13 protein-coding genes are annotated in these 12898 nt (G+C 72.8%); 6 read left to right on the top strand and 7 right to left on the bottom strand.

What is annotated here, in order from left to right; genetic code table 11:
* Nucleotides 1–116 precede the first annotated feature (116 nt).
* Nucleotides 117–1481, bottom strand: coding sequence for an FAD-dependent oxidoreductase (locus tag ACIQMV_RS27870; RefSeq protein WP_402596140.1), 1365 nt, complete (start codon nucleotides 1479–1481; stop codon nucleotides 117–119).
* 158 nt (nucleotides 1482–1639) lie between these two features.
* Here ACIQMV_RS27870 and ACIQMV_RS27865 point away from each other — a divergent pair, with 158 nt between their 5' ends.
* Nucleotides 1640–2563, top strand: coding sequence for a DMT family transporter (locus ACIQMV_RS27865; RefSeq protein WP_141364563.1), 924 nt, complete (start codon nucleotides 1640–1642; stop codon nucleotides 2561–2563).
* A gap of 20 nt (nucleotides 2564–2583) precedes the next feature.
* Here ACIQMV_RS27865 and ACIQMV_RS27860 read toward each other — a convergent pair whose 3' ends face one another.
* Nucleotides 2584–3429, bottom strand: coding sequence for a SigB/SigF/SigG family RNA polymerase sigma factor (locus ACIQMV_RS27860; RefSeq protein ID WP_402596139.1), 846 nt, complete (start codon nucleotides 3427–3429; stop codon nucleotides 2584–2586).
* 331 nt (nucleotides 3430–3760) lie between these two features.
* Between ACIQMV_RS27860 and ACIQMV_RS27855 the strand changes: the two genes are divergently transcribed.
* The 3 genes from ACIQMV_RS27855 (at nucleotide 3761) to ACIQMV_RS27845 (ending at nucleotide 5812) form a co-directional block, all read left to right on the top strand.
* Nucleotides 3761–4015, top strand: coding sequence for a hypothetical protein (locus tag ACIQMV_RS27855; protein WP_402596138.1), 255 nt, complete (start codon nucleotides 3761–3763; stop codon nucleotides 4013–4015).
* A gap of 13 nt (nucleotides 4016–4028) precedes the next feature.
* Nucleotides 4029–5528, top strand: a complete 1500-nt coding sequence (locus tag ACIQMV_RS27850; protein WP_402596137.1) for an MFS transporter — start codon at nucleotides 4029–4031, stop codon at nucleotides 5526–5528.
* A gap of 110 nt (nucleotides 5529–5638) precedes the next feature.
* A complete protein-coding gene (locus tag ACIQMV_RS27845) occupies nucleotides 5639–5812 on the top strand; it encodes a CsbD family protein (RefSeq protein WP_141364572.1) in 174 nt (57 codons plus the stop codon).
* Nucleotides 5813–5908: 96 nt separating this feature from the next.
* Here ACIQMV_RS27845 and ACIQMV_RS27840 read toward each other — a convergent pair whose 3' ends face one another.
* The 4 genes from ACIQMV_RS27840 to ACIQMV_RS27825 form a co-directional block, all read right to left on the bottom strand.
* Nucleotides 5909–7576, bottom strand: coding sequence for an MFS transporter (locus ACIQMV_RS27840; RefSeq protein ID WP_402596239.1), 1668 nt, complete (start codon nucleotides 7574–7576; stop codon nucleotides 5909–5911).
* A gap of 83 nt (nucleotides 7577–7659) precedes the next feature.
* The gene (locus ACIQMV_RS27835) at nucleotides 7660–8163 is read right to left on the bottom strand and encodes a MarR family winged helix-turn-helix transcriptional regulator (RefSeq protein ID WP_402596136.1); all 504 of its coding nucleotides are present in this window, start codon (nucleotides 8161–8163) and stop codon (nucleotides 7660–7662) included.
* 158 nt (nucleotides 8164–8321) lie between these two features.
* Nucleotides 8322–8858: a hypothetical protein gene (locus ACIQMV_RS27830; protein WP_402596135.1), complete on the bottom strand. Its 537-nt coding sequence runs from the start codon at nucleotides 8856–8858 to the stop codon at nucleotides 8322–8324.
* 61 nt (nucleotides 8859–8919) lie between these two features.
* Nucleotides 8920–9465, bottom strand: a complete 546-nt coding sequence (locus ACIQMV_RS27825; RefSeq protein WP_402596134.1) for a DoxX family protein — start codon at nucleotides 9463–9465, stop codon at nucleotides 8920–8922.
* A gap of 196 nt (nucleotides 9466–9661) precedes the next feature.
* On the opposite strand from ACIQMV_RS27825, the gene ACIQMV_RS27820 reads away from it, so the two are divergent.
* Nucleotides 9662–10225, top strand: coding sequence for a hemerythrin domain-containing protein (locus ACIQMV_RS27820; RefSeq protein WP_402596133.1), 564 nt, complete (start codon nucleotides 9662–9664; stop codon nucleotides 10223–10225).
* A gap of 402 nt (nucleotides 10226–10627) precedes the next feature.
* A complete protein-coding gene (locus ACIQMV_RS27815) occupies nucleotides 10628–12259 on the top strand; it encodes a N,N-dimethylformamidase beta subunit family domain-containing protein (protein ID WP_402596132.1) in 1632 nt (543 codons plus the stop codon).
* A 23-nt stretch (nucleotides 12260–12282) separates the two neighbouring features.
* On the opposite strand, the gene ACIQMV_RS27810 is transcribed toward ACIQMV_RS27815, so the two are convergent.
* The gene (locus ACIQMV_RS27810) at nucleotides 12283–12675 is read right to left on the bottom strand and encodes an STAS domain-containing protein (protein WP_402596131.1); all 393 of its coding nucleotides are present in this window, start codon (nucleotides 12673–12675) and stop codon (nucleotides 12283–12285) included.
* Between the last annotated feature and the right edge of the window lie 223 nt (nucleotides 12676–12898).

Here is a 12898-nt window from a genome sequence, read left to right as displayed (position 1 = left end):
GCGCACTGCTTCCCGTGAAACGGAACGAGCCGTGCCCTGCCGGGGCACGGCTCGTTCCGTTCGGGCTCCGCACGCCGTCCGCCGGGCGGTCCCTGCCCGGCGGACGGCGTGCCGGACTACGCGCCGCTCGCGCGGAGCATGTCCTCGCGTTCGACGATCTTCACGCGCTCGCGGCCCTGCGGCTCGCCCAGGGCCTTCTCCGCGGCGTCCAGCCGGTGCCAGCCGTCCCACGTGGTGAAGCGGACGTTCCGCTCGGCGAGGAAGGCGTCGACGGCCTCGGGGGCGGGCGAGGCGGGGGTGTCCAGGCGCCCGTTCGCGAAGTCGTCCAGCAGGTTGGCGACCGTCTCGTTGGCGTCGCCCTTGGTGTGGCCGATGAGGCCCACGGGGCCGCGCCGGATCCACCCGGTGACGTACAGGGACCGCACGTGCTCGCCGGACTCGGCGACGATCCGCCCGCCCTCGTCCGGGACCGTGCCCGACTCCAGGTCCCAGGGCAGCTTGGGCAGCTTGTCGGAGAGGTAGCCCACGGCCCGGTACACGGCCGTGACGTCCCAGTCCTTGAAGGTGCCGGTGCCCTTGACGTTGCCGGTGCCGTCGAGCGCGGTGCGCTCGGTGCGCAGGCCCACGACCCTGCCGTCCTCGCCGAGGACCTCGGCCGGGGACTCGAAGAAGTGCAGGAACAGCTTGTGCGGCCGGTCGCCGACGTCGCGGATCGCCCAGTTCTCCAGCGTCTTGGCGACCATGTCGGCCTGCTTGTTGCCGCGTCGGGTCGCGATGGAGCCCTCGTCGTAGTCGATGTCCTCGGGGTCGACGACGACCTCGATCGACGGGGAGTGGTCCAGCTCCCGCAGCTCCATCGGGCTGAACTTCGCCTGCGCCGGGCCCCGGCGGCCGAACACGTGGATCTCCACCGCCTCATTGGCCTTCAGGCCCTCGTGCACGTTCGGCGGGATCTCGGTCGGCAGCAGCTCGTCGGCCGTCTTGGCCAGGATGCGGGCCACGTCGAGGGCGACGTTGCCGACCCCGAGCACGGCGACCTTCCGCGCCGTCAGCGGCCAGGTGCGCGGTACGTCCGGGTGCCCGTCGTACCAGGAGACGAAGTCTGCGGCGCCGTACGAGCCGTCCAGCTCGATGCCGGGTATGGGCAGCGCCCGGTCGGCCGTCGCGCCGGTGGAGAAGATCACGGCGTCGTAGAACGCGCGCAGGTCGTCCAGGCTGATGTCGCCCGGGTAGTCGACGTTGCCGAAGAGCCGGATCTGCGGCTTGTCGAGCACCTGGTGGAGGGCCGTGACGATGCCCTTGATGCGCGGGTGGTCGGGGGCGACTCCGTAGCGGATCAGGCCGAACGGGGCGGGCATGCGCTCGAAGAGGTCGATGGACACGCCCGGCTCGGTGGCCACGTCGGACTTGAGGAGGGCGTCGGCGGCGTAGATCCCGGCGGGGCCGGCTCCGACGATGGCTACCCGCAGGGGGCGGGGCATGATCAGGTTCCCTTCGAGCGAGGATGGTCGACTCGTCGGCAACCCTAAACTAAGGCAAACCTAAGTTGGTACGCGGGTCCGGTCTATGGGCTCATAAGGCCGATTTATGGCTTGTCCGACGGCAGGACGGCACGGCGCCGGTCGGGCATGGTGGACCTGTGATCGGGTTGGCTGCGTGCTTCGCCGTCATGGGGGCCGCCAGCAACGCCATGGGCACGGCCTTCCAGCGCAAGGCGGCCTCCACCGTCGCGCGCGGCGGCGGACTGCGCCTGCTGCTCGCCCTGGCGCGCCGCCCCGCCTGGCTGGCGGGCATCGGCGGGGTGATGGGGGCCGCCCTGTTCCAGGCCCTCGCGCTGGTGAACGGCCCGATGGCGCTCGTGCAGCCCCTGTTCATCCTGGAACTGCCCTTCGCCCTGCTCATCGCCGCTCCCTTGATGCACCGCAGGCTGCCCCGCGCGGGCTGGTGGGGTGTGGCGGGCATGGTCGGCGGCCTCACGCTGGTCCTGGTCTCGGCCGCGCCCTCCGGGGCCCGGGACCAGGCGTCCATGATGCGGTGGGTCCCAGCCCTGGCGGTGTGTCTCGGGGCGATGGCGGCGGCGGTGGTCCTCGCCCGGCCGGGACGCCCCTCCCTGTTCCGCGCCGCCGTGCTGGCCGCGGCCGCCGCCATCGGCAACGCCCTGACCGCCGCCCTGCTGAAGTCGGCGGCCGGCACCCTGGACAGCTCCGGCCTCGCGGTCTTCCTCACCACCTGGCAGACGTACGGTTTCGCCCTCACCGGGGTCGGTGCCCTGTTGCTGCTGGAGAACTCCCTCCAGGCCGGCTCGCTGGCCGCCTCCCAGCCGGCGCTGACGCTCGGCGACGCGACGGTGAGCCTGCTGCTGGGCGTCACGCTCTTCGGCGAGCAGATCCGCACGGGCTGGTGGCTCCTGCCGGAGCTGATCGGTGCCGGGCTGATCCTGTGGGGCGTCCTGCGCCTCATCCACGTGGTCCCGCACGCCCAGCAGACCCTGGTCGGCGACGGCCGCGCGGCCGGCAGCCCCGCCGGCCGCCCCGCCCCACCGGAGCGCGCGTCCGGGTCCTGAGGTCCGGTCGGGGCCGTGGTTCAGCGGGTGGTCAGCAGGCCCTGCCGCAGCCGGCCCAGCAGCCGGTTGAGCAGGCGGGACACATGCATCTGGGAGATGCCCAGGCGCTCCCCGATCTGTGCCTGGGTGAGTTCCTCGACGAACCGCATGTGGATGATCAGCCGGTCCCGCTCGTCGAGTTCCGCGAGCAGCGGAGCCAGGCTGTGGATGTCCTCCACGAGTTCCAAGCCGGTGTCCTCGGCGCCGATGAAGTCGGCGAGGACGTTCTCGCCCTCCTCGCTGCCGCTGACGGCGGCGTCCAGGGAGGCGGAGGTGTAGCCGTTGGAGGCCACCATCGCGTCGACGACCTCCTGCTCGGGCAGGTTCATCAGCTCCGCGAGCTCCACGGTCGTGGGCTTGCGGCCCAGCCGGCTGCCGAGCTCCTCGGTGGCCTTGGCCAGCTCGACGCGGGCCTCCTGCAACCGGCGCGGGACGTGCACGGCCCAGGAGGTGTCGCGGAAGAAACGCTTGATCTCGCCGACGATGTACGGCACGGCGAAGGACGTGAACTCCACCGCGCGGGCGAGCTCGAACCGGTCGATCGCCTTGATCAGCCCGATCATGCCGACCTGGACGATGTCCTCCATCTCCTGCGGGCCCCGGCTGCGGAAGCGGCCGGCCGCGTAGCGGACCAGGGACATGTTCATCTCGATCAGCGTGTTGCGGGCGTACTGGTGCTCGGGCGTGCCCTCCTCCAGCTTCGCCAGCCGGTCGAAGAACAGGCGCGACAGGGCCCGCGCGTCGGTGGGCGCGACCTTTGAGGGGTCAGCCACCTCCGGCAGCTCCGTACGAGCCCGAGTCGCCTTCGCCTCCGTGGTCACCGCCATCGTGCGGCCCTCCCTCTCAGCCGGAACATCTTCAGTACGCGTCCACCTTGTTGATCAAGGCGGACGCCGCAGCGCCTACCCCCGTGCGTACACCTCACACCCATATATTTCCCCCTCTCACGCCGACGCGCCTGCCGAGCCGGGGCGGGAGGGACCGCCCGGCGGGGTGGTGCCGCCCAGGCGCGGCACGGCCGGCCCGGCTCACGGGAAGCGCCGGGCGATCTCCTCCGGACCGTCGGAGAGGAGCGTGCCGCCCGTGACGTCCAGCCGCCGGCCGGCGACGGGTTTGAACCCTCGGATCGCGTCAACGGGCACTGTATGGCCCAGCCGTGTGGAACGCGCGCTCGGCCTGCCGCCGGGCAGCGCACGCGACGCCGCGATCCACCACGCCCGCCAGGCGGTCGGGCGGGTCCGCTGCGCCGCCGAGGCGGGCCGCCCGGCACCGGGCGAGGCTGCCGCGCACCTGGGCCGACGGGCCGAGCCCGTGCGGCGGTATGCGATGGCGACCGGCGGGGAACGCGGCTGGAGCGCGCCGATTCCGACCGCCGGTGCGTGCTACGGCGGCGACCGGGAGGAGCCTTCGTGAACGAGGAGCCTTCGTGAACAGGGACGCGCGGGCAGGCGGACGCACCGGCGATACGGCGGGACTCGATCCGCGGCGCTGGAAGGCCCTGTGGGTCACGCTCGCCACCGGATTCATGAGCCTGCTCGACGTGACGATCGTGGCCGTGGCGCTGCCGTCGATGCAGCGGGACCTGAGCGCTTCGGCGGCCGCCGTGCAGTGGGTCGTCTCCGGCTACGCCCTGTCGTTCGCCCTCGCCCTGGTCCCGGCGGGCCGACTCGGCGACGCGATGGGACGGCGCAGGATCTTCCTGTGGTCCCTGGCCGGTTTCGTGGTCTGCAGCGCGGGAGCGGGCGCCGCGCCCACGATCGCCTGGCTCGTCGTGGCCCGGATCGCGCAGGGCGCCTGCGCGGGCTGCCTCGCCCCGCAGAACTCGGCGCTGATCCAGCAGATGTTCCGCGGGGCCGAGCGAGGCCGCGCCTTCGGTCTGTTCGGCGCCACGGTGGGCATCTCCAGCGCGGTGGGACCCGTCACCGGAGGCCTGATCCTGGCCCTGGCGCACGGCACCCAGGGATGGCGCTGGATCTTCTACGTCAACGTGCCGATCGGCGCGGTCGCGCTGCTGCTGGGCCTCCGGCTGCTGCCCCGCGTGGCGCGCGGCCGCCGGGAGAGCCTGGACCTGCCGGGCGTGGTCCTGCTGGGTGCCGGGGTGCTGGGCCTGATGCTGCCCCTGGTGTTCGCCGACAGCGGGGGACTGCGCCGGCTGTGGTGGCTGTTCCCGGTGGGCCTGGCGCTCCTGGCGGCCTTCGCCCGCTGGGAGGGGTGGGTCGCGGCGCGCGACGGCCGGCCGCTGCTGGATCCACGGCTGCTGACCTGCACGCGCGGCTACGCGGCGGGCACGTCGCTGGGCGCGCTGTACTTCGTGGGGTTCAGCGGGGTGTGGCTGGTGTTCGCCCTGTTCTTCCAGGACGGCCTCGGCTACGAGCCGTTGGACTCCGGTCTCGCGGTGACCCCGTTCGCCATCGGATCGGCGGCCGCGGCGGTGGTCTCGGGCCGGCTGGTGGAGCGGTTCGGGCGGCTGCTGACCCTCTGGGGGCTGGTCACCGTCGTCGTCGGGCTGGGGGCCACCGCGCTGATCCTGCGGTCGGCTCCGCCGGGCGCCGAGGCGTGGTGGGCCGCGCCCGCCCTGTTCGTGGGCGGCGTGGGCAGCGGCTGTGTCATCTCCCCGAACGTGACCATGACACTGAGTGACGTGCCGGTGCGGATGGCCGGGGCCGCGGGCGGCGCCCTGCAGACCGGACAACGACTCGGGGGCGCGGTGGGCACGGCGGCCCTGCCGGGCCTGTACTACATGGTGCTCGCGGCGAACGGCAAGAACTACCACGATGCCGTCGCCCTTGCCGTGGGCTGCGCCCTCGTGGCCCTGCTGGGGGCCCTGGCCCTCGCCGTCCTCGACCTCCACCACGACCGGCACCCCCGCGGCCGGCGCGATGCGCGCGGGGTCCGAACCGAGCACACCCGTGCGGGCCACGGCTGACCAGGGCCGGTCACTCGTCGTGATCGGGAGCGTGATCGGGAGGTTTGGCCGCCGCCCCGCCGAGCACCCGGAACATGACACCGACAGCGATGTGCTTGGAGTGAGCGACAGTGGCTGGTGACCAGAAGGGCAAGGCCAAGAAGGAACAGATGAAGGGCAAGGCCAAGGAGACGGTCGGCCGCGCGGTGGGCAACGAGAGGATGACCGCCGAGGGGCAGGCCGAGAAGGCCAAGGGCGACGCCCGTCAGGCCAAGGAGAAGACGAAGGACGTCTTCAAGCGTTGACTCCGGACGGCGAGGACGACGATCCGAGCGCCCTCGGACGCCCCCGGAGTATCCTCAGCCGAATTCGGAGACCGCCTTCGGACGGCCCGAGCGCCCTCAGCGGGACCCCTGCTCGTCGAGCGAGGGTCCCGCCGGCGTCTTCCCTGGCAGTGGGGCCGCTCGCCGGGCCCCCTCGTCGGGCAGCCGGTGACGGCCGCGCAGTGCCGAGGCCACGGCGGAGACGAGGGCCATCGCGGCGGCGACGCCGAAGACGATGGTCAGACCGTGGTGGAAGGGCCCGGAGACCAGCTGCGGGAAGAACGTGTGCCCGGTCAGGGCCTGCTGCTGCGCCGCGGGCAGCCGGTCGAGCGTTCCGCGCGGTCCGAGCAGGTGCTGTACGGGGTTGTCGCCGAGGAACGTGGCGAACAGCGTGCTCACCGGTGGCAGCGAGGCGGCGTGCTCGGCCGCGGCCGCCGGAACGCCGTGCGCCCGCAGCCCGTCGCTCAGCGCCGACGGCAGGGAGGACGCGAGCCCCGAGATCATCAGGGAGAAGAACACGCCGATGGACAGGGCGGTGCCGGAGTTCTGGAAGGTGGAGCGCATGCCCGAGGCCACGCCCCGGTACTCCGGCGGCACGCTGCCCATGATCGACGATGTGTTGGGCGCCGAGAACATGCCCTGGCCGAACCCGCTGACCAGCAGCAGCACCGCGAACGGCCCGTAGGCGAAGTCCACCGGCAGGGCCAGCAGACCGAGGAAGGACGCGGTCACCAGCAGCAGGCCGGTCGTGGAGAACAGCCGGGCGCCGAACCGGTCGGAGAGATAGCCGGAGACGGGACCGGCGAGCAGGAACCCCAAAGTCAGCGGGAGCATGAACATGCCCGCCCACAGCGGGGTGTCCTCGAAGTCGTAGCCGTGCAGGGGCAGCCAGATGCCCTGGAGCCAGATGATGAGCATGAACTGGAGCCCGCCGCGCGCGATCGCGGTCAGCAGTGCGGCCACGTTGCCCGCGGCGAACGCCCGCACCCGGAACAGCGCGAGGTGGAACATGGGCTCGGCCACGCGTGTCTCGATGAAGCAGAACAGGATCAGCAGGAAGCAGCCGCCCACCAGTCCGGCGAGGACCCACGGGTTGCCCCAGCCGGTGGCGTTCCCGCCGTAGGGCTGGATGCCGTAGGTGATCGCGGCGAGCAGGAACCCGGCACCCGCGGCGAAGGTGAGGTTGCCCGGCCAGTCCACGCGGCCGCGCCGTCCTGGGGCCGTCTCCCGCAGGCTCAGGTAGGACCAGATGGTGCCGCCCACGCTGATCGGGACGCTCACCCAGAACACGGCACGCCAGTCGACGGTGGCGAGCAGCCCGCCCGCGAGCAGCCCGAGGAACTGGCCGGCCAGCGCGGTGATCTGGTTGACGCCCAGGGCCATCCCGCGCTGCCCGGCGGGGAAGGCGTCGGTGAGGATGGCGGCCGAGTTCGCGGTGAGCATCGAGCCGCCGAAGGCCTGCACCATCCGCCACAGGATCAGCCACAGCGCACCGGCCCCGGCCCTGAACGGGTCGAGGGACAGCGCGACGGACGCGCAGGCGAAGACCAGGAACCCCAGGTTGTAGATGCGCACCCGGCCAAACATGTCGCCGAGCCGGCCGAGCACGACCACCAGCACGGCCGAGACCAGCAGGTAGCCCAGGATCATCCACAGCAGATAGCTGATGTTGCCCGGCGCGAGCGGATCGAGCCCGATGCCGCGGAAGATCGCCGGCAGCGAGATGATCACGATGGAGGCGTCCATCGTGGCGATCAGCACACCGAGTGTGGTGTTCGACAGGGCGACCCACTTGTAGCCGGGACCCACGGCGGCTGGCGTGCGGGGGGTCACAGCCGTTCCGCCAGCCGGTCGAGCAGGGGCAGCGCGGCGGCGAGCGTGCGCTGTTCCCGCGGTGTGAACTCCGCGATGGCGTCGGCGAGCCGGCGTACGGACTCGGTGCGCCGCGCGGCCAGCATGTCGCGCCCGGCGGCGGTGACGGCCACCACGCTGCGGCGCCGGTCGACGGCGTGGGGGGAGCGCAGGACCAGGCCGCGCTGTTCGAGGGCGGCGAGGGTCGCCGCCATCGCCTGCGGCCTGACGCGTTCCAGTTCGGCCAGCGAGCCCGGCGAGTCGGGGCCGTCGGCGGCCAGCCGGGCCAGCACCGACATGCCGGACAGCGACACGTCACCCACCGCGTGCGACTGCCGCAGCCGCCGCGTGATCCGGGCGACGGCCACGCGCAGATCGGAGGCGAGGGGAGCCGTGCCTTCCGAGGCTTCGTGGCTTTCCTGGCTTTCCGTGCTTTCCGGAGGGCCGGCCGCGGTGCCGGCACCGACCTGTTCGACGTCCACGTAGTAACAATAGGTTTATCAGTCTGGACTGTTGAACCAAGCGTAGGTAATCGCTGGGCCATGCACGCACATGGGACGCGGAGGGGACGCGGATGGGACGCGGTCAGCGGCTCGCGGCCGCGGGTCCCTCGTCCCGCGAGTGGCACCGCGGGTGAGGATCAGCGGTCCCGGAAGACCTCGGCGGCCTGGAGCCTGCGCAGTTCCTCGACGATGCGCCGCTGCCGCCGGGCCCGTTCGAGCAGGTCGTCGAGCTGCTGCCGGTCCAGGCGCGTGTCGCGGTCGGCGAGCCCGCGCAGGACCTCCCAGACGCAGGCCTTGCCCTGCACCCCCATCTGCAGCAACTCCAGCTCCAGCAGGGAGGTCAGCGGAGAACGCCGTATCAGGCCGCCGTTGCTCTTCAGTCGCCCGGCCCTTTCGCCGAGGCGGCCGGCGTACACCTTGTAGCGCCGTACGGGTATACGGAGCCGGCGCATGATCTCCAGCAGGCTCCTGCGGTCCTCGGCGATCTCGGCCGCGATCGGGCCCAGCGCGTCGCCGATCTCCGAGCCCCGGCACGCCATGGCGAGGTGGCGGGAGCGGTCCGTACCCGCGGTGGCGCCCGCCAGGTGGTCGTTGAGATAGATCCCGAGCAGGTCGTGACCGGACTGCCCGGTGAACACCGGAAGGCGGGCCCCGGCGCGGGCGTTCTCGTTCATCGCGTGTCCTCCTCGTCGCGGGAACCGCGGCCTTTCGCCGGTCAGCCGCGGCCCTCGCCGTTCATGCCCCGTTCCGGGCGGGCAGCTTGGCGCGCAGGCCGCCGACCGCGGCGGCCGGGCGTGCGGTGGCCCGTACCGAGCGGCGCACCAGGCGTGCCTCGCGCCGCAGTTCGTGGGCCGTGTGACGGCCGCGCCACAGCAGGGACGGCGCGCCGCCGGTGTCGTCGGCCGCGATCAGCAGACCGCCCAGCATGGACAGGTTCTTCAGGAAGTGGATGCGCTGCTGGACGCGCCCGGCGTCGTCCTCCGCCTCCCAGAAGCGGTGTCCGGCCAGGGTGGTCGGCACCAGCGTCGCGGCCAGGGCGACGGCCGAGAGCCGCGGAAACCGCCCCAGGCCCAGCAGCACGCCCGCTACGACCTGTACGCCGCCGCTGAGCCGCACCACCTGCTCGGTGCGGTCCGGGAGCACCGCCACCCGCTCGGTGATCGGCCGTACGACGGGTTCGGCGACCGTCGCCACCGCCTCGGGACTGCGGAGGGAGTTCATGCCTCCGGCGACGAACATGGAGGCGAGCAGAGGACGACCGGTCAGGCGCAGCAGACTCATGATCCTCTCCCAGGGGTGTGAGGGTGTGAGGGGAGTACAGGTGTATGCGGCGTCAGCCGGGTTCCCGGGCCGCGCGAGGACAATCGGGCCGGGCGTGATCCCCGCCCGCTCGGCGGTGTGCCGGCGCCCGGCGCCGCGGGAACCCGGCGGCGGTCCAGCGGTACGACCTGCAACGCCACCGGCAAGGAGCCCTGTCATGGGACACGGCGGAGACGTCATCCGGGAACTGACCACCGACCACCGTGAAGTGGAGGAGATCTTCGCGCAGGTGGAGGCCCTCCCGACGGGGCGCGCGCGGCGCAAGGACCTGGCCGACCAGGCCACCATCGAACTGGTCCGCCACTGCGTGGCCGAGGAGATGTACCTGTACCCGGCGGTGCGCCACTACGTCCGGGAGGGCGACGCGATCGCGGACCGGGAGATCCAGGACCACGCGGAGGCCGAGCGGACCATGAAGGACCTGGAGGGCCTCGGCGCGGACGACCCGCGGTTCGACGAGCTCGTCGGCCGTCTGATGCGGGAGATCCGCGAGCACGTCACCGACGAGGAACAGAGCCTCTTCCCCCTGCTGCGGGAGGCCACCGGGCCCGAGGACCTGGAAGAGCTCGGCGAGAAGGTGCGCTCGGCGATGAAGACCGCGCCGACCCGGCCGCACCCCGCCGCTCCGGACAGGCCGCCCGTGAACAAGCTCCTCGCGCCCGGTGCGGGACTGGTCGACCGGATCAGGGACGCCGTCACCGGGCGCGGCAAGACCGGCTGAGGACCGCCGCCGGGCCGGCAGTGCGCAGACGGCCCTCGGCGCGCAGACCACCTCGTTCACGGGGCCGTCAGGACCGTCATCGGCCGACGGCCCCGCGGTCATGCCCGTACGCGCTCCTGTGCCGCGGGCGCACCCGGCGACCCGTACCCGCGACCCGTACCCGCGACCCGTACCCGCGGCCCTTACCCGCGGCCCTTACCGGTGGTCCTTACCGGTGGTCCTTACCGGTGGTCCTTACCGGTGGTCCGTACCCGCGACCCGTACCGGCGGTCCGGGTCCGCCGCACCCGCGGTCCTCGCGCCCGGTGTGCGCGAGCCGTGCGGACCCCCGCCGCAGCCGCTACCTTCGACGAAGGCGCGTCGGAATCCGCGGGGAGGGCCCTTTCACCCCCTGGGAGGCGATGTGAGCCCGCACCACGCACAGGAGCACACGGGGGACACGGGGGACACGGGGGACCCGGAGGGCAGGGCAGACTCGGGCACGGAGCGCACGGAAAAGGGCTCCGGGCACGGCCCGGCCCGCAGGCGGTTCCTCGGCCTGTGCGCCGGGGCCGGACTGGGCGCGGCGGCCGTCGCCTGCGACCACACGTCCGCGAACCGTCCGTCCCCCGCGACGGACAGCCGCCGCCCCGAGGCGGACCGGGACCGCCCGGGGACCCGGGACTGGCGGATCGGCTCCCTCGGCCCGCCGGACGCGGTGGCCGGCTACACCGACCGAATCAGCGTCACCCCGGGCCAGGAGTGCGGCCTGCACGTGTCGACCACGGCGTCCTCCTTCCGTGTCTCGGCCTTCCGCGTCGGCTGGTACGGCGGCAGCCACGCGCGGCTCGTGTGGCGCTCGGCGCGGGTGCGCGGACGCGCGCAGCCGGCCGCCCGGACGCTGTCGGCCACCCGCACCGTCCGCGCCGACTGGCCGCGCACCCTGGCCTTCGCCACCGAGGACTGGCCCGAAGGCGCCTACCTGCTGCGCCTCGACGCCGACAACGGCCATCAGCGGTACGTCCCGCTCATCGTGCGTTCCACGCACGGCGCCGGCCGCACCGTACTCCTGCACGCCCCGGCGACCTGGCAGGCGTACAACCGCTGGGGCGGCTCCAGCCTGTACTCCGGCGCCTCCGGCGCGTACGCGACCCGCTCCCTGGCCGTCAGCTTCGACCGGCCCTACGACGCGAACGGCGCCGAGAAGTTCCTGGTGTACGAATGGGCGGCCGTGGTCCTCGCCGAACGCCTCGGCATCCCCCTCGCCTACACCACCGGCACCGATCTGCACCACGACCCCGGCGTCCTCCGCGGCGCCACCGCGCTCGTCTGCCTGGGCCACGACGAGTACTGGACGCCCGAGCAGCGCCGGCACGTCGCCGGGGCCCGCGACGCGGGCACCAACGTGGCCTTCCTCGGCGCCAACACCTGCTTTCGCCGGGTCCGCCTGGAAGCGGGCGGGGCGGGGGCCGGGCGCACCGTGGTCTGCTACAAGTCCTCCTACCGCGACGACCCCTGCTACCCGACCCGCCCGGCCCTGGTCACCACCGACTTCCGGCAGGCCCCGGGCGCCGATCCCGAGTCGTCCCTCACCGGGGTCCTGTACGAGGGATATCCGGTGGACGCCCCCTACGTCGTGCACGCGGCGGACCACTGGCTGTACGAGGGCACGGGTGCCCGCCCCGGCGAGAGCTTCGACCACCTGGTCGGAGTGGAGTACGACCGGGTCACCCCTGGATCGCCCGTGCCCGAACCGCTGGAGATCACCGCGCACTCGCCGCTGGTGTGCGCCGGCGCCCGCAGCCACAGCGACTCGGCGTACTACACGGTGCCGAGCGGGGCGGGCGTCGCCGCCACCGGCACCATGCGCTGGGTGGAGGCGCTGATGGCCGGCACCTCCGAGGGAGGCCGCGACCACGGCATGGACGCCCGCACCCGGGCCTTCGTCACCCGTACCACGGAGAACCTGCTGCGCGCCTTCGCCGAGGGCCCCGCGGCCCGGCACCGGCAGGCACCCCGCCCCAACACGCGGCAGGTGTACGGGACGCCGGGGTGACCCGGTCTTTCCGCCCGTACGGGTCAGCGGGCCGCCAGGGCCGCCTCCAGAGTGGGGTAGCAGGGTATGAGCGTGTCCACGCCGACGAGTTGGAGCACGCGCAGGACCGCCTCCTGGGGTGCGGCCAGGCGCAGCCGGGTGTCGCCCGCCTGTGCGGCCTGGTGGGCGGTGATGAGGGCGTTGATGCCGCTGGAGTCCATGAAGGTCACGTCACGGAGGTCCACCACCGTGCCGGGCGCGGTCTCGGGACAGGACAGCAGGACGTCGCGGAGATGTGCGCTGCCGTCGAGGTCGACCTCTCCGGCGAGGGCCACGACACAGCTGCCGTCGTCGGCCGTGGTACGGGTGATCAGCAGCCGCTCGGGCACCGCCGGTCCCTCGGTCTCTGCCACATTGCCCTCACTTCTCGTGAACATCTGGCCATGGTCAGGACGATGTTGGCCATGATGTCGGGGCTTTGTGAAGCCCGTGGTGAGTGGGCGTTCGTGAAGCCCGGCGGGCATCGCCCCTCCCCGGCCTGGTGCACCACCCCTCACCTCGGTAAAGAATCCGCTCCGGCGGTCCTGGCGCAGCGGGTCGCTACCCGCCGATGCCCGCCCGCGATGCTGGGATGAATCCGGCAGAACGGGAGAAAGGGGT

This window comes from Streptomyces sp. NPDC091412 (assembly GCF_044756885.1).
Taxonomy (GTDB): domain Bacteria; phylum Actinomycetota; class Actinomycetes; order Streptomycetales; family Streptomycetaceae; genus Streptomyces.
The sequence above is the reverse complement of the archived record's forward strand: the minus strand, read 5'-3'. Positions and strand labels throughout refer to the sequence as shown.